This is a genomic window from Pseudomonas sp. IT-P100 (assembly GCF_949767185.1).
In the GTDB taxonomy this organism is placed as follows: Bacteria; Pseudomonadota; Gammaproteobacteria; order Pseudomonadales; family Pseudomonadaceae; genus Aquipseudomonas; species Aquipseudomonas fluorescens_B.
On the sequence record NZ_CATKQK010000018.1, the window covers coordinates 13,691 to 30,682 of the forward strand.

Here is a 16,992-nt window from a genome sequence, read left to right on the forward strand (position 1 = left end):
CCCTTCGCGAGCAAGCCCGCTCTCACATTAGATCGGCGTTGTCTGTACCAGCGCGGTCTGATGTGGGGGGCGGGCTTGCTCGCGAAAGGGGCGCCGCGGCTTGTCTATCTGTACTCAGTCGAGTGTAGAACCACTCACCGCCGTACCACGCTCCGGGAAGAACAGACGCTGCAGCTCGGTGCCCGGGCTTTCGGCGCGCATGAACGCTTCGCCCACCAGGAACGCATACACGTCGCTGATTTCCATCAGTTCGACATCGGCCCGATTGAGGATGCCGCTCTCAGTGATCACCAAACGATCGCGCGGAATCCGCGGCAACAGGTCCAGGGTGGTTTCGAGGCTGACGTCGAAGGTGTGCAGGTTGCGGTTGTTCACGCCGACCAGCGGCGTGTCGAGGGTTTTCAAGGCCCGCTCCAGCTCGTCGCCATCGTGGACTTCCACCAGCACATCGAGGCCGACGCTTTTCGCCACCGCCGCCAGCTCGGCCATCTTCACGTCGTCCAGCGCGGAAACGATCAACAGCACGCAGTCAGCGCCCAATGCACGGGCTTCGACGATCTGGTACGGATCGATCATGAAATCCTTGCGGATCACCGGCAGTTTGCACGCCGCCCGGGCCTGCTGCAGATACGCATCGGCGCCCTGGAAATAATCGATATCGGTGAGCACCGAGAGGCAGGTTGCGCCGCCCTTCTCGTAGCTTTTGGCGATGTCGGCAGGAACGAAGTTCTCGCGAATAACGCCTTTGCTTGGCGAAGCTTTCTTGATTTCAGCAATGACCGCCGGCTGTTTCAGCTTGGCCTGCGCGATCAATGCCTTGGCAAAACCACGGGGTGCATCGGCCGCCTTGGCCAGACTTTCCAGCTCCGCCAGACTCACGCGAGCGCTACGCTCGGCGACTTCCTGGACTTTGCGCGCCAGAATGTTTTCCAGAACCGTCGGTACACTCATCCCTCATTCTCCACTTTGAATACCGCGGTAAATGCACCCAACTCCTCAAGTTTTTCCCGGGCGAGGCCTGTGTGCAGCGCATCGTGCGCCAGGGCAACGCCTTCTTTCAAACTACTTGCCAGGTCAGCGGCGTATAGCGCGGCACCGGCATTGAGCACGATCATCTCGGCAGCCTTCTGACCGCTCTCGGTCTTGCGTTTGCCGAGGGCATCGCGAATCAGCTCGAGCGAAGCGGCCGGGCTTTCCACCGCCAGGCCGTGCAGGCTCTGACTCTTCATGCCCAAATCTTCGGGTTCGACCCAATACTCGGTGATCTGGTCATTCTTCAATTCCGCCACGTAGGTCGGCGCGGCCAGGCTGAACTCGTCCAGGCCATCCTTCGAGTGCACCACCAACACGTGCTTGCTGCCCAAACGCTGCAAGACTTCAGCCAACGGCCGGCACAGCGCCTGGCTGAACACGCCCACCACCTGATGTTTCACGCCGGCCGGATTCGTAAGCGGGCCAAGCATGTTGAACAGGGTACGCAAACCAAGATCCTTGCGCGGACCGGCGGCGTACTTCATGGCACTGTGATGAGTCTGGGCAAACATGAAGCCGATGCCGACGTTGTCGATGCAGCGCGCTACCTGAACCGGGGTCAGGTTCAGGTAGATGCCCGCTGCTTCCAGCAGATCGGCGCTGCCGCTTTTGCCCGACACCGCACGGTTACCGTGCTTGGCCACGGTGCAACCGGCCGCGGCCACCACGAAGGAAGACGCCGTCGAGACGTTGAAAATGTTGGCCCCGTCACCGCCGGTGCCGACCACATCGACGACGCCGTCGAGGGTCTTGAGGTCGACCTTGTCCGCCAGCTCGCGCATGACCGACACGGCGCCGACGATCTCGTCGATGCTTTCGCTCTTCATGCGCATGGCCATCATGAACGCGCCAATCTGCGCATCCGAACACTGCCCGGTCATGATTTCGCGCATCACATCGCGCATCTCTTCGGTGCTGAGGTCGAGGTGATCGACGATTCGGCTCAGGGCTGTCTTGATATTCATGGGAAGTCCTTAGCGCGTGCCGCCGGTTTGTTTGAGGAAGTTGGCGAACAGCTCGTGGCCCTGCTCAGTCAGGATAGACTCAGGGTGGAACTGCACACCTTCGATGTTCAACGTCTTGTGACGCAGGCCCATGATTTCGTCGACCGAGCCGTCTTCAAGCTGGGTCCAGGCGGTCAGTTCCAGACAATCCGGCAGGGTTTCGCGCTTGACGATCAACGAGTGATAGCGCGTAACCGTCAGCGGATGATTCAGGCCTTCGAACACACCTTTGTCTTCGTGGAAAACCGGGCTGGTCTTGCCGTGCATCACCTGACGGGCGCGGACTACGTCGCCACCAAACGCCTGGCCGATGGACTGATGGCCGAGGCACACACCCAGAATCGGCAATTTGCCGCCAAAATGCTTGATCACGTCAATCGAGACACCGGCTTCGGTCGGCGTGCAAGGACCCGGTGAAACCACGATCCGCTCAGGATTGAGGGCTTCGATTTCGGCGATGGTGAGTTCATCGTTGCGCACGACTTTGACCTCGGCCCCGAGCTCGCCCAGGTACTGCACAACGTTGTAAGTAAAAGAGTCGTAGTTATCGATCATCAGCAACATGGCTTGAGAACCTCTTGAATTCACTGACTATAAAGACTGCCTTCGAATGAGCGACCCGCAGCGTCCAGCGCTTTGTCAGGCAAAGCGGCATGGCATACGGGGCACGTTCATCGGTCAGCTTTCCGGGGTTTGTTCAGCCAGGGCGACTGCACGGAACATTGCACGGCGCTTGTTCAGGGTTTCTTCCCATTCCAGCGCCGGCACCGAGTCGGCAACGATGCCGCCACCGGCCTGCACGTGCAGTTCGCCGTTCTTGATCACCGCGGTGCGAATGGCAATCGCGGTGTCCATGTTGCCGTTCCAGGCGAAGTAACCGACCGCGCCGCCGTAGACGCCACGCTTGACCGGTTCCAGTTCGTCGATGATTTCCATCGCGCGAATCTTCGGCGCGCCGGACAAGGTGCCCGCCGGCAGGATTGCTCGCAATGCGTCCATCGCCGTCAGCCCGGCCTTCAGTTGGCCAGTGACGTTGGACACGATGTGCATCACGTTGGAATAACGCTCGATGACCATTTTTTCGGTGAGTTTCACAGAACCGATTTCCGAGACGCGACCGGTGTCGTTACGACCCAGGTCGATCAGCATCAAGTGCTCGGCAATTTCCTTGTCGTCGGACAGCAGGTCTTTTTCCAGTGCAAGATCGGCTTCTTCGTTGGCCCCGCGCGGACGCGTGCCGGCGATCGGGCGCACGGTGATCAGGTTGTCCTCGACCCGCACCAGCACTTCCGGCGAACTGCCGACGACGTGGAAGTCGCCGAAGTTGAAGAAGTACATGTAAGGCGTCGGGTTGAAGCAGCGCAGCGCCCGGTACAAATCAATCGGCGCAGCCTTGAAGTCGATCGACATGCGCTGGGACGGCACGACCTGCATGCAGTCACCGGCCAGGATGTATTCCTTGATGGTGTCGACGGCTTTTTCGTAATCGTCCTGGGTGAAACTGGAGCGGAACACTGGATCAGCCGATTGCTGCTTGCTGAAATCCAGGCCGCGGCGTGGGGTGATCGGCTGGCGGAGTTTTTCCAGCAGCTCTTCCAGGCGCGCCTGACCTTGCTCGAAGGCATCGTCCTGCGACGGGTCGGCCAGGACAATCGCGTGCATCTTGCCGGCGAGGTTGTCGAACACCACCACCGCATCGGACACCATCAGCAGAATGTCCGGTACGCCCAGCGGATCCGGGTTCGGGCACTTGCCCAGACGCGTCTCCACATAACGCACGCAGTCGTAGCCGAAGTAACCCACCAGGCCACCGTTGAAGCGCGGCAGGCCGGCGATGGTCGGTACGTTGTAGCGGGCCTTGAACTCTTCAACGAAGGCCAGCGGATCTTCCGCCTCATGGCTTTCGATCTCGACGCCATCATGGGTCACGCTGACGTGATGGTCATGAACCCGCAGCACGGTGCGGCACGGCAGGCCGATGATCGAGTAACGGCCCCATTTCTCCCCGCCCTGCACCGATTCGAGCAGGTAGGAATTGGGTTCGTCAGCCAGTTTCAGGTAGATCGACAGCGGCGTGTCGAAGTCGGCCAGGGTTTCGCAGGCAAGCGGGATGCGGTTATAGCCAGCAGCGGCCAAACGCAGGAATTCTTCGCGGATCATGGGGTAGCCTCGTGGCTTGAGGTGCTAACAGTCAGGTATGCAAACGCGCCGGTAAACCGGCCAGGAACAAGTCAGGCGCGCCAACGCCAGCGGGCCAGGGCCTTGATGACTTTCATCCAGAGTTTGCGAGTGACCACCACGATGGCGTTTCCAGAAGGGGGTTGAACAGCGTCGGCCAACGTTATCTCAGCGGCCGGATCCAGGCAACCGGGAATTAGCTTGCGCAGGTCGTCGATGACCAGCGCCGGTGACTCTTCGGCAATCGGCCGGCCATGGTTGTAGCCGTAACTAAGCGCCACACATTTGACCCCCGCCGCTTTCGCCGCCAGCACATCGCTGCGCGAGTCACCGACGAACAACGATTGCGACGCCGGAATGTTGGCCATTTTCATCACGAAAAACAGCGCGGCCGGGTCGGGTTTCTTCTGCGGCAGGGTGTCGCCGCCGATGATCCATTTGAAATAGCGGCCGATCTTCATCTGATCCAGCAACGGCGCGACGAAGCGCTCCGGCTTGTTGGTGATCAGGGCCATTTCCACGCCTTGTTTGTTCAGCCACTTGAGGGTGTCACGCACGCCGGGGTAAACCACCGTCAGGTCGTGACCGTCCTCATAAAAGCCGTTGAACAATTCCAGGGCATGTTCGGCTTCGACCTCATCGACACCCTCGGCGTCGATGTGATTGGCCAGGGCCCGGCGCACCAGCATCTGCACGCCGTTACCGACCCAGTCACGCACCGATTCGATGCCGACAGGCCGACGCCCGAGATTGAGCAGCATGTTATCCACCGCCGCGGCGAGGTCTGGGACCGAATCGACCAGCGTGCCGTCCAGGTCGAACATCACCAGCCGTGGCAGACGCCCCGGGAACAGCTGCTCAAAGCCGCTCATGGGCGGGCCAGCGCCAGTTCGGAACGCATCTTCTCGATGACTTCCTGGTAGTTCGGCGCATTGAAGATCGCCGAGCCGGCCACGAAGGTGTCAGCGCCAGCCGCCGCGATTTCACGAATGTTGTTCACGTTCACGCCGCCGTCGATTTCCAGGCGGATGTCACGGCCCGAGGCATCGATCAATGCGCGAGCTTCGCGCAGTTTGTCGAGGGTGCCGGGGATGAATTTCTGCCCGCCGAAGCCCGGGTTGACGCTCATCAGCAGAATCATGTCGACCTTGTCCATCACGTACTTGAGCACGTCCAGCGGGGTCGCCGGGTTGAACACCAGGCCCGACTTGCAGCCGCCCTCGCGGATCAGTTGCAGGGAACGGTCGACGTGCTGCGTCGCCTCCGGGTGGAAGGTGATGTAGGTCGCGCCGGCTTCGATGAAGTCACCGACGATGCGGTCCACCGGGCTGACCATCAGGTGCGCGTCGATCGGCGCGGTCACGCCGTACTTGCGCAGTGCGGCGCAGACCATCGGGCCGATGGTCAGGTTCGGCACGTAGTGGTTGTCCATGACATCGAAGTGCACGAAGTCGGCGCCGGCGGCCAGAACGTTGTCCACTTCCTCCCCCAGGCGGGCGAAGTCGGCGGAGAGAATCGACGGAGCAATTACGAAGGGCTGCATGACGCACCTTTTCTGAGCAGAATCACGATGGCGCGCATTGTATACCTCATGCTTTGACGCGCGCACCGTGACGCGATAATCAGTAAGCCGCGCGGTAGATCTTCTCGATATCAATCGCGCTCAATTTGCGCGGATTATTGCGCATCAGCCGCTCGATCCCCGCCGCTTCCACGGCCATGGCCGGGATCGCATCCTCGGGGACGCCGAAACTGCGCAGGCCCGGCGGGATTTCCACGGCGGCGCACAATGCGGTCATCGCCTCGACGGCTTTGTCCGCGGCGTCATTGGCGCTCAGATGAGCGGTCTTCACCCCCATGGCTTCGGCAATATCCTGCATGCGCTCGACGCAGGCCATTTTGTTCCAGGTCATGACATACGGCAGCAACAAGGCGTTACTGACACCGTGGGCGATGTTGAAACGACCGCCCAGCGGATACGCCAGCGCATGCACCGCGCCGACGCCGGCATTGCCGAATGCCATCCCCGCCATCAGGCTGGCGGTGGCCATGTCCTCGCGCGCCTGCAGATTGGAGGGGTTCGCGTAGGCCTTGGGTAACGCTTTGGTGATCAACTTGATCGCGCCGATGGCCAGTGCGTCGGTAATGGCTGAAGCATTGAGGGACAAATAAGACTCGATGGCGTGCACCAGCGCGTCGACGCCACTGGCGGCGGTGACGCTGCGCGGGCATGTCAGGGTCATTTGCGGGCTGACCAGCGCCACGTCCGGCAACAGATAGTCGCTGACGATGCCTTTTTTCAGCTGAGCGACCTTGTCGGAAAGGATCGCGACGTTGGTCACTTCCGAGCCGGTGCCGGCGGTAGTCGGGATGGCGATCAGCGGTGGGCCTTTGCGTGGCACCTGGTCGATGCCGAACAGATCTTCCAGCTCGCCGTGGTAACCGGCGTAGGCCGCGACGCTTTTGGCAATGTCGATCGCACTGCCGCCGCCCAGACCGATCAGCCCGTCATGCCCGCCTTCACGGTAAACGCGCATGCAGTCTTCGACGATGGCGATTTCCGGGTCCGGCAACACACGGTCGAAAATCTCGTAGCTCCGATCACCCAGCTGGGCCAGCGCCAGCGCGACCGTACCGGACTTGACGAGCGCGGCGTCGGTGACGATCAGCGGGTTGTCGATGTCCAGGCGCGTGAGTTCGGCGGACAGTTGCTCGATGGCAGCCGCGCCGGTGATCAGTTTGTGGGCGATTTTGAAAGAGGAAAGACTCATCGTGCGCAGCCTCTTATAGATAGGGGAGCTGGGCACAATAGTAGCTGGGGATTGGGGTTTGTCTGCTATTCAGCAAGTGAATGAATAGAGATCCCGAAAACCACGCAAATCAAACCGTAGGAGCTGCCGCAGGCTGCGATCTTTTGACTTTGATGTTCAAGATCAAAAGATCGCAGTCTGCGGCAGCTCCTACACGGGCCGCGTCAGACCTGCGCGGTACGCAGTTTTTCGCTGCGGCCACGCAGCCATTCCAGGGTCAGCAGCAGGATCACCGAGAACGCAATCAGCAGCGTTGCCGCGGCGGCAATGGTCGGGCTGAGGTTTTCGCGGATACCGCTGAACATCTGCCGTGGCAGGGTCGCCTGCTCGGGACCGGCGAGAAACAGCGTCACCACCACCTCATCGAACGAGGTTGCAAAGGCAAACAGCGCGCCGGAGATCACGCCGGGCGCAATCAGCGGCAAGGTCACGCGACGGAACGCGGTCAGCGGCGACGCCCCCAGACTTGCGGCGGCCCGCACCAGGTTCTGGTTGAAACCCTGCAACGTCGCCGACACCGTGATAATCACGAACGGCACACCCAACACCGCATGCACCACGATCAGCGAGAAGAAGCTGTTGCCCAGACCCAGCGGTGCAAAGAACAAATAGCTGGCCACACCAATGATCACCACCGGCACCACCATCGGCGAAATCACCAGCGCCATCACCAGCGGCTTGCCCGGAAAGTCGCCGCGGGTCAGGCCAATCGCCGCCAGCGTACCGAAGATCATCGCCAGCACGGTCGCTGCCGGGGCGACGATGATGCTGTTCTTCAATGCGCGCATCCATTCCGCCGAGGCGAAGAAATCCTGATACCAGTGCAACGAGAATCCTTGCAGCGGGTACACCAGGAAACTGCCCGAGTTGAACGACAGCGGAATGATCACCAGCACCGGCAGAATCAGGAACAACAGAATCAAGCCGCAGAGAATCCGCAAGCTGTAGAACCACACCCGTTCGATGGGCGACATATAAGGACTCAGCATTTCATTCTCCCCTTAGCTCAGGCGCAGGCGACTGGCGCCCACCAGCCAGCTGTAAATCAGATAAAGCACCACGGTCGCCAACAGCAACAGCCCACCGAGCGCAGTCGCCATGCCCCAGTTGATGCTGGTGTTGGTGTAGAACGCGACGAAATAGCTGACCATCTGATCGTTCGGGCTGCCCAGCAACGCCGGGGTGATGTAGTAGCCGATGGCGAGGATGAACACCAACAGGCAACCGGCACCGACACCCGCATAGGTCTGCGGGAAGTAGACCCGCCAGAAGCTGGCGAACGGGTGGCAGCCGAGGGAAATCGCGGCGCGCATGTAGGTCGGCGAGATGCCTTTCATGACGCTGTAGATCGGCAGAATCATGAACGGCAGCAGGATGTGCACCATCGAGATGTAGACCCCGGTGCGGTTGAACACCAGCTCCAGCGGTTTATCGATGATGCCCATGGCCATCAGGCCGCTATTGATCAAACCGCCTGATTGCAGCAGCACGATCCACGCGGCAACCCGCACCAGAATCGAGGTCCAGAACGGCAGCAGCACCAGGATCATCAGCAGGTTGCTTTGGCGCGATGGCAGGTTTGCCAACAGGTAGGCCAATGGATAGGCCAGTACCAGGCAAATGGTGGTGATGATCAGGCCCATCCAGAAGGTCCGGGCGAAGATGTCGAGGTAGATCGCCTGATCGGGCGTGGCCGGGGCGATTTCGCCGAGGTCGTCGATGCGGTGATCGACCGCTGCCAGCAGGTAGTACGGCGTGATATTGCTGGTGTTGCGACGAACCGCTTGCCAGTAGGCCGGGTCGCCCCAGCGTTCGTCGAGACCTTCCAGCGCTTCTTTATAAGAGGCCGGTTCGGTGGCGAACGGCAAGGCGCGAGCGGTTTTGGTCAGCAGGCTGCGGTAGCCGGCCAACTCCATGTTCAAGCGCTTGGACAGGTCGCCCAAGGTCTGATTCTTGCGCGCTTCAGCGAGGTCTTCGCTGGCCGCTTTGTACACCGGTTCAGCGGGCAGGCCGCGGCCGTCCCAACCGGCAATGGCCGCCACGGTGCGCGGCATGCCGCCGACCACTTCCGGGTTGCCCACGCTTTTGTAGAGCAGCGCCACGATCGGCACCAGGAACACCAGCAACAGAAACAGCACCAGCGGCGCGATCAAGGCCTGGGCCTTCCAGCGATTGATCCGCTCGGCGTGCTTGAGCCGCTGCTTCAAGGTGGGGTCAGTGCCCGCGTTCAGGGGAATGGCGGTGGCCATGGCGTACTCCGGAAATCTTTGATCATTCGTTGAAGTGGGAGCGAACTGGTGTGGCGAGCGAGCTTGCTCGCGCTGGGCTGCGAAGCGGCCCCAAAATTCTGCTGAAAACGGCTAATTCTGTGAGTGCTGCGCACTCAAGCGGGAGCAAGCTCCCTCGCCACAAAAGCTCGCCCTCACAGGAGGGCGAGCCCTCTGCTTACTTCGCAGCCCAGGAATTGAAGCGCTGTTCCAGTTGCTCGCCGTTGTCAGCCCAGAAGCTGACGTCGATCTGCACCTGGTTGGCGATGTTTTCCGGAGTGGTAGGCATGTCTTTCAGGACATCCTTGGCCAGCAACGGAACAGCCTGGGTGTTGGCCGGGCCGTAGGCGATGTTTTCCGAATAGGTCTTCTGCTGCTGTGGTTGTACCGAGAACGCGATGAATTTCTTCGCCGCTTCAGCACGTGCCTTGTCCAGGCCTTTTGGAATCGCCCACGCGTCGAAGTCGTAGATACCGCCGTTCCACACGACTTTCAGATTGCTTTCTTTCTGTACCGCTGCAATCCGCCCGTTGTAGGCCGAGCTCATGACCACGTCACCGGAAGCGAGGTACTGCGGCGGTTGTGCGCCAGCTTCCCACCACTGAATGCTTGGTTTGAGCTCATCGAGCTTTTTGAACGCGCGGTCCTGACCGTCTTTGCCGGCCAGCACTTTGTAGACGTCCTTCGGCGCAACGCCGTCGGCCATCAGAGCAAATTCCAGGGTGTACTTGGCGCCTTTACGCAGGCCACGCTTGCCCGGGAATTTCTTGGTGTCCCAGAAATCCACCCAGCTGGTTGGTGCGCTTTTCAGCTTGTCGGCGTTGTAGGCCAACACGGTCGACCATACGAAGAAACCCACGCCGCAAGGCTGGATAGCGCCTTTGACGTAATCTTCGGTCTTGCCGAACAGCGCCGGGTCGAGTTGCTCGAACATGTCTTCGTCGCAACCACGGGACAATTCTGGCGATTCAACTTCCACCAGGTCCCAGGACACGCTCTTGGTGTCGACCATGGCTTTGACCTTGGCCATCTCGCCGTTGTACTCGCCGGCGACAATCTTGCCGTTACCCGCCGCTTCCCACGGTGCGTAGAAGGCTTTGACCTGCGCAGCCTTGTTCGCCCCGCCAAAGGACACCACGGTCAGGTCCGGGCCCGCCGCCATCGCGTGTGCCGCACCCATCATGCCCATGACCAGGGCGGTGAATTTCAGGGATCTCAACATTTATTGTTCTCTCCACGTGCAGGGTTGGTTGAAGCAGGGGGCGATCAGTTCGCCTCTAAAAGTGGGTCGAGCGCGCGAACGTGTTCGACTTGCCAGCCAAGCGGTACCACGTCGCCAACAGCGAGCGCGGGATCGAGCTCGGCAATCGGTTGTTTCACGAAGAAGTCGGTCTTGCCACAGACTTCCAGGCGAACCCGGACGTGGTCGCCCAGATAGATGAATTCCGCCACCCTCCCTGAGAAGCGGTTGACGCAGGACTCGCTCGAACCATTGAGGCTCACGCGTTCCGGACGAATCGACAGCGTGACGGGTTCGCCGGTCTTGCCGACGTTGACCGCCAGCGCTTCAACCTTTTCACCGCGACCGAGCTCGACCACGCAACGGTCGCCGGTCTGGCTGTGCAGACGGCCATTGAGACGGTTGTTCTCGCCGATGAAGTTGGCGACGAAGGTGTTCTTCGGTTCTTCGTAGAGGCTGCGTGGCGGGGCGATCTGCTGGATTTCGCCCTGATGGAACACGGCCACGCGGTCGGACATGGTCAACGCTTCGCCCTGATCGTGGGTCACGTAGACCACGGTCACGCCGAGGCGCTGGTGCAGGTGTTTGATTTCCATCTGCATGTGTTCGCGCAGTTGTTTGTCGAGTGCGCCGAGGGGTTCGTCCATCAACACCAGTTGCGGCTCGAACACCAGCGCACGGGCCAAAGCCACACGCTGTTGCTGACCGCCGGACAGTTGCGCCGGATAGCGCTGGGCGAAGGTGTCGAGCTGAACCATGCTCAGGACACGTTTGACCCGGTCACTGACATCGCTCTTGTTCAAGCCGCGCACGGTCAGCGGAAACGCGAGGTTCTCGGCGACGGTCATGTGCGGGAACAATGCGTAGTTCTGGAACACCATGCCGATGTCGCGCTTGTGCGGCGGCACGTTGTTGATGGCACGCCCGGCCAGGAGAATTTCGCCAGCGGTTGGCGTTTCGAAACCGGCGAGCATCATCAGGCTGGTGGTCTTGCCCGAGCCGGACGGCCCTAGCAAGGTGAGGAACTCGCCTTTGCGAATATCCAGGTTGAGGTCTTTGACGATCAGGTTCTCGCCGTCGTAGCTCTTCTGCACTCCACGAAAGCTGACCAGAATGTCGCTGGCCCCTGCGTTTGAATCGACCTGGCTCATACCCACACCTTTGTTGTTGATGACTGCTGTGGGCTAAGCCTAGTGGACGCTGGTGACCACGCAAATCGGGGCGCAGGAGAGAATCGCCTCAGCCGGATGGAAGGTTGGGGGTAGGGATTGCCCTACAAGGATGGCGGGGATGGATATGTCGATTCGGGATAGCGACAGGCGGTGAGCTGCAAACCGCAAGAACCGGTAAAAGCGGCGCTGGAGGCATGTCGCAAATGGACATGCCGACATAGTCCCTTCGGCAGCTCCTACGGGTGATCGCGAACAGTTTTCAGAGGAGCTTGTGCTCCATCGCGTACTTCACCAGTTCGGCCAAGGAGGTGATGTTGAGTTTCTGCATCAGCCGCGCCTTGTGGGTGCTGATGGTCTTGCTGCTCAAGGCCAGTTGCTGGGCGATTTCGTTGACGTTGGCGCCCTGGGCCAGGCGTTCGAACACCGAGAATTCACGCTCCGACAACAATGAATGCAGCGGCCGCGAATCGGTCAGGCCGACTTCGAAGACCATGCGGTCGGCCAGCTCCGGGTCGATGTAACGCCCGCCCGCCGCGACTTTGCGGATCGCCGTCAGCAGCAGCGCGGGGTCGCTGTCCTTGGTTGCGTAGCCTGCAGCACCGACCTTCAAGGCCCGCGCAGCCATTTGCGCCTCGTCGTGCATCGACAACACCAGGATTGCGGGAGGATTGTTCAACGCACGGATCCGTGGGATCGCTTCCAGGCCATTGACCCCAGGCATGGAGATATCCAGCAACACCACTTCGCAGGGAACATGGCGCAAGGTCTCGAGCAACTGCTCGCCATTACTCGCCTCCCCCACTACCAGCAAATCCTTGGCCAGGCCGATCAATTGTTTAATGCCTTCGCGAACGATGGTGTGGTCTTCGGCTACCAGTACACGGATCACTTGCCTCTCCTCAATAATTGCCTTGTCGCCAAAAGATCGCAGCCTTCGACAGCTCCTACAGGGGTAGGCGCTCAGCGCAGGAGCTGCCGAAGGCTGCGATCTTTTAGCGGTCCAGCGGCACGCGCACACTCAGGGTCGTGCCCTCACCCGGCTCACTTTCAAGCGACAACTGCCCACCCATGATCAACACCCGCTCGCGCATACCGACAACCCCAAAGGATGTCGGCCTTCCGCTAGCAGGGACAAATCCTACGCCATCATCGCTGACGGTCAGGCACAACTCGTCACCTTCCAGCGCCAACGTCAGTTCGACAGTATGCGCCTGGGCATGGCGCATGACATTGGTCAGCGCCTCCTGAAGGATCCGGAACAGGCCAATCGCCTTGGCATCACTGAGCACCGGCAAGTTGTCCGGCACCTGCACCAGACATGGAATCTGCGTGCGCGCCTCGAAGCGTCGGGCCTGCCATTCGATGGCCGAGGCAATGCCGGCATCGAGAATCGGTGGGCGCAGCGCCGTAGCAACATCGCGCACCAGCTGGAACAGCTGAGCGATCAAGCGCTTCATGCTATTCAATCGTTCGTTCAGACCAGGGTCGAGCTGAGCGTAGGCCAATTCGCACATGGACGTTTCCAGCTTCAACACGGTCAACATCTGACCCAGCTCGTCGTGAACTTCCCGGGCGATGCGGCCCTTTTCCTCTTCCCGCACGCTCTCCAGGTGCGCCGACAACTCACGCAGTTGCTCGCGGGAGCTGGCCAGTTCCAGTTCGATACGCTTACTCTCGCTGATGTCCCAGACGATGCCGTCCCAGACATAGGCGCCATCTTCGAGACGTCGAGTGATGGCTTTGATCTCGGCCCAGCGCTGCTCGCCCTGACGCGTGAGAATCCGCCCCTGCCAGGACCAGTCGCTGTCAGTGTCCAGGGCGTGATCCTGCGTCCGGTGGTAGCTGGCCTTGTCGTCCGGGTGCACCAGGCTGCGCAGCCCCTTGTCGCGATGGGCCAGGGTCGCCGGCGAATAACCCACCAGGCTCTCGCTGCCTTCGCTGATGTAGGCAAAGTCGATTTGCCCCGTCACCGGCGCCCGCTCCAGGCGAAAGACCAATCCCGGCACGTTGGCGGCGATCCCTTGCAGGCGTGCCTCGCTTTCCTGCAACGCGGCCAGGGCGCGACGGCGCTCCGTCACGTCATTGAGGTAGACCACCAGGTATTCGCCGTCGCGAAAACGCAAGAAGCTCAACGACACATCCGTCGGCAAAAGGCTGCCATCGGCCCGCAGGCAATTGGTTTCGAAACTTTGCGGGCCTTCTTCGCTGGCGCGGGCGCGTTTCCACAGGTTCAGCCAGCGGTCCATGTGCAGACCGGGCTCGAAGTCGATCAGCGGTCGGTCAATAATGCCGCCCGCCGGATAGCCGAGCATGGTTTCGGCGGCCCGGTTGGCATAGCGCACATGGCTGTCCCAGTTGACCCAGAGAATGCCGACGGTGCTCTGATCGATGGAAAACTGCGTGAGGCGCAACGCTTCCTCACTGGCGGCTCGCAAGGCAATGTCTTCCCGCGCCGCTAACAGACGATGCTCCAGGCTGTGCTGCTGCCGACGCTGCCAGAACACAATCGCCATACAGCTCAGCATCAGCACCGCCAACAGCAGACTGAGGTTCTGCCAGAAACCCGGGGACTCCGTCAGTCGCGGGTACTTGGGTTGCAGCCATTGATTGTGCAGTTGCTCCAGATCCTTGGCCGGGATCGCTCGCAGCGCGCTTTCGACAATGCCGGCGAGTTCCGGCCAGTCCCGCCGCGTGGCCACGCGCAGCAATTGCGGCAGACCGATGTCGCCGACCACTACCAGACCGGAGAACTCCGGCTCGACAGACAGCCGCCCCAACTGTGCTTCGTCGACCACGGCGTAACTGGCCTGCTGACTCAGCAACAGTTGCAAGGCCTGGCGTTCGATCGGGACGCCCTGGAGGTTCAGGTGCGGGTAATTACTGCGCAGGTAATCGGCGGTGGCGCTGGGCATGCGCACGGCAACGCGGGTCTGGCTGTCGAGTTTTTCCAGCTCCACCCCGCCGGCCGTCTTCTGGTCGCTGACCACCAGTTGCGGCACCCGCATGTAAGGGTCGGAAAACTGCCACAGGCGCAGGCCACCGGGGGTTTGCGCCAGCCCCGGCGCGAGGTCGATTTCACCTTCACGGGCGGCGGCCTCCAGCTGCGCGAGGTCGGGAAAGTTGCGCCAGCTGAGCTCGACCTTGAGCGACTTCGCCAGCCACTTCATCAACTCGACGTTGACCCCGGACAGCCGCTGCAAGCGGCGATCGTATTGCGCATAGGGCACTTGCAACACCAGTCCGACGCGCAATTCACCATGCTGCGCCAACCACTCCTGCTGACGTGCGGACAATTGTGCGACGTGGATCGGTGGCGCAGGCGCCGCCCAGCCCATCAAGGGAAACCACAAACAGCCGATAACCCACAGGCAGCGAAAACGCTTCATCGAAGTCTCACACACTGACAAATACTGACCAACCCATTAGGCTGCCGGAATAACTTCTGGCCTGGAATATCCGATGCCCCCTGTCTACCGCCTGGCACTGCCAGCATTGTGCCTGTCGCTGATCCTGCCTTGCGCCTTTTCCGTCCAGGCCGCCGATCCCGCACCCGCCGCCGCGGAAAAATCCGCAGAGGAAAAACCGGTCGAACGTCAGCCGTTGCTTGAGCGTAGTCAGGAAGAAGCAACAGCACTTGAGCGAAAAATTCCCGCTCAGGAACAACAACAGCTACAGGCCGGCAGCGACACTTTTCTGGCCTTGTGGAAGCCGGCCAATACCGCTGACCCCAAGGGTGCGGTGATTATCATCCCGGGCGCAGGCGAAACCGTTGACTGGCCTCAAGCAATCAGCCCCCTGCGACGCAAACTGCCCGACGCCGAGTGGAGCAGCCTGAGTATCACCTTGCCCGACCTGCAAAGCGATGCCATTGCGCCACGTACCGTCGAAGTCGCGCCAACACCCAAGGCGCCTGACGTCGGCAGCAAGGACTCGACAACCGCCGCCCCTATCGAGCAAGCGGCTGGCGGTGAGGCGGAAGTCGTCGACAAGGCCATCGCCGAAACCGGCGACGAGCAGGCCAAGGCCGACGCCGAGCGAATCTTCGCACGCATTGATGCGGCCATTGCCTACGCCGAACAACAGAGCGCTCGCCGCATTGTGGTGCTCGGGCATGGCACCGGCGCGTACTGGGCCGCACGTTACCTGAGTGAGAAGCAGCCCTCGCAAGTCGAGAAATTCGCGATGGTCGCCGCCCAGACGCCCGTTGCGGCAAAGCCCGAACTGGCTGAATTGACGCCGACCCTTAAATTGCCGACGGCCGACATCTTCTACATGGACAAGCCGCTGGACCGCAACGCGGCGCTGGAACGCTTGCAGGCCAGCAAGCGTCTGAAGGCTTCGGCGTTCAGTCAGGTATCACTCAAGGCGTTGCCGGGGAATAGCAAGGCTGAGCAGGAGCAGTTGGTGCGGCGGGTGCGGGGTTGGTTGAATCCTCAGCCGGCGGACTGATAAACCGCGGTGCGCCTTTCGCGAGCAAGCCCGCGAAGGCGCGTCAGTGCTGTCGATACAGAACTCACCGGCTAGCGAAAATCCCGCCGCTGACGGATCAACGTGTAGGCGGTGTGCAATTCGCGCGTCTTGTCTGTTGCTTCGCGCACCTGCAACGCCGACGCCCCGCTGCCGGCAATCTTGTCTGGATGATGGCGACTCAGCAGACGTCGATAAGCGCGTTTGATCTGCGCCGGCTCGGTGGCGGCGGACACGCCCAGTATCAGCAGCGCTTGCTGATAAGTGATGGCATTGCTGACTTGCGCTTGCTTATGCGGCTCATAATCCGCCGCCAATGCCTGCACCTGATACGACCTCCAGCCCAACCATTTACCCCATTGGGCAATCAGCTCGCGCTCGGCATGACCGGCGTGGCCATCGGCCCAGATCATCCGCCAGCAGGCGCGCAACACACCTTCCGCCGCATGGGGCTGTGCACTCAAGCGTCGCAGATAGCCGCGCAACCGGTCATGCCCCGACTTGCCGCGGTTGAACGCCATAATCGCCCGGCGTTTTGCCACCTCGCTCATTTCCAGCGCCTGCATTTCCTGACGCGCCTGCTGGATATGACCTTCGACTACCCGCCCGTCACACTTGGCCAACCGCCCCAGCAACACGAAAAGCAGTTCATCGTTACGCAGCACCGGACGGCCACCGAGCGCTTCGCGCAAATGCCCCCAGCTTTGCAGTTTCAAACGCCGATCCAGCGCCTGCCCCAACAACGCGCCGAGCATGGCCCCCGGAATGCTGGCGATGGCAAAGCCCGCTCCGGCTCCAATCAGAGTCCCTGGCCACAGCATG

Annotated in this window: 15 protein-coding genes; 1 reads left to right on the forward strand and 14 read right to left on the reverse strand. The window is 61.0% G+C overall.

Features of this window, described 5'->3' with window-relative positions:
* Nucleotides 1-114: 114 nt before the first annotated feature.
* The 13 genes from trpC to ACM6IQ_RS15685 all read right to left on the reverse strand — a co-directional run bounded on the left by trpC (nt 115) and on the right by ACM6IQ_RS15685 (nt 15,089).
* Nucleotides 115-951 (reverse strand): indole-3-glycerol phosphate synthase TrpC, encoded by an 837-nt coding sequence (trpC, locus tag ACM6IQ_RS15625; RefSeq protein WP_017341096.1) that lies wholly within the window; start codon nt 949-951, stop codon nt 115-117.
* Nucleotides 948-1,997 (reverse strand): anthranilate phosphoribosyltransferase, encoded by a 1,050-nt coding sequence (gene trpD / locus ACM6IQ_RS15630; protein ID WP_017341097.1) that lies wholly within the window; start codon nt 1,995-1,997, stop codon nt 948-950. The genes trpC and trpD overlap by 4 nt, the downstream gene beginning before the upstream one ends.
* Before the next feature lie 9 nt (nt 1,998-2,006).
* The gene (locus tag ACM6IQ_RS15635) at nt 2,007-2,600 is read right to left on the reverse strand and encodes an aminodeoxychorismate/anthranilate synthase component II (protein WP_150634269.1); all 594 of its coding nucleotides are present in this window, start codon (nt 2,598-2,600) and stop codon (nt 2,007-2,009) included.
* A gap of 114 nt (nt 2,601-2,714) precedes the next feature.
* A complete protein-coding gene (gene trpE, locus ACM6IQ_RS15640; protein WP_017341099.1) occupies nt 2,715-4,196 on the reverse strand; it encodes an anthranilate synthase component I in 1,482 nt (493 codons plus the stop codon).
* A 71-nt stretch (nt 4,197-4,267) separates the two neighbouring features.
* Nucleotides 4,268-5,086, reverse strand: a complete 819-nt coding sequence (locus ACM6IQ_RS15645) for a phosphoglycolate phosphatase (protein ID WP_017341100.1) — start codon at nt 5,084-5,086, stop codon at nt 4,268-4,270.
* Entirely contained in the window at nt 5,083-5,757 is a 675-nt protein-coding gene (gene rpe / locus ACM6IQ_RS15650; RefSeq protein WP_008035979.1) for a ribulose-phosphate 3-epimerase, read from the reverse strand. The genes ACM6IQ_RS15645 and rpe overlap by 4 nt, the downstream gene beginning before the upstream one ends.
* Before the next feature lie 79 nt (nt 5,758-5,836).
* Nucleotides 5,837-6,985 (reverse strand): iron-containing alcohol dehydrogenase, encoded by a 1,149-nt coding sequence (locus ACM6IQ_RS15655; RefSeq protein WP_414879257.1) that lies wholly within the window; start codon nt 6,983-6,985, stop codon nt 5,837-5,839.
* Between the two features lie 203 nt (nt 6,986-7,188).
* On the reverse strand, nt 7,189-8,013 hold the full coding sequence (locus tag ACM6IQ_RS15660) for an ABC transporter permease (RefSeq protein WP_253552217.1): 825 nt from the start codon (nt 8,011-8,013) through the stop codon (nt 7,189-7,191).
* Nucleotides 8,014-8,025: 12 nt separating this feature from the next.
* Nucleotides 8,026-9,273: an ABC transporter permease gene (locus ACM6IQ_RS15665; RefSeq protein ID WP_017341103.1), complete on the reverse strand. Its 1,248-nt coding sequence runs from the start codon at nt 9,271-9,273 to the stop codon at nt 8,026-8,028.
* A 196-nt stretch (nt 9,274-9,469) separates the two neighbouring features.
* A complete protein-coding gene (locus ACM6IQ_RS15670) occupies nt 9,470-10,513 on the reverse strand; it encodes an ABC transporter substrate-binding protein (protein WP_017341104.1) in 1,044 nt (347 codons plus the stop codon).
* Nucleotides 10,514-10,557: 44 nt separating this feature from the next.
* Entirely contained in the window at nt 10,558-11,682 is a 1,125-nt protein-coding gene (locus ACM6IQ_RS15675; protein WP_017341105.1) for an ABC transporter ATP-binding protein, read from the reverse strand.
* Between the two features lie 280 nt (nt 11,683-11,962).
* Nucleotides 11,963-12,592 carry a response regulator transcription factor gene (locus tag ACM6IQ_RS15680; RefSeq protein WP_017341106.1) on the reverse strand — a complete coding sequence of 210 codons (630 nt, stop codon included), beginning with the start codon at nt 12,590-12,592 and terminating at the stop codon, nt 11,963-11,965.
* Between the two features lie 103 nt (nt 12,593-12,695).
* The gene (locus ACM6IQ_RS15685; protein WP_414879258.1) at nt 12,696-15,089 is read right to left on the reverse strand and encodes a PAS domain S-box protein; all 2,394 of its coding nucleotides are present in this window, start codon (nt 15,087-15,089) and stop codon (nt 12,696-12,698) included.
* 73 nt (nt 15,090-15,162) lie between these two features.
* Here ACM6IQ_RS15685 and ACM6IQ_RS15690 point away from each other — a divergent pair, with 73 nt between their 5' ends.
* Nucleotides 15,163-16,152: an alpha/beta hydrolase family protein gene (locus tag ACM6IQ_RS15690; RefSeq protein ID WP_017341108.1), complete on the forward strand. Its 990-nt coding sequence runs from the start codon at nt 15,163-15,165 to the stop codon at nt 16,150-16,152.
* A gap of 71 nt (nt 16,153-16,223) precedes the next feature.
* Here ACM6IQ_RS15690 and ACM6IQ_RS15695 read toward each other — a convergent pair whose 3' ends face one another.
* A complete protein-coding gene (locus ACM6IQ_RS15695; protein WP_414879259.1) occupies nt 16,224-16,991 on the reverse strand; it encodes a TerB family tellurite resistance protein in 768 nt (255 codons plus the stop codon).
* Nucleotide 16,992: the final 1 nt, after the last annotated feature.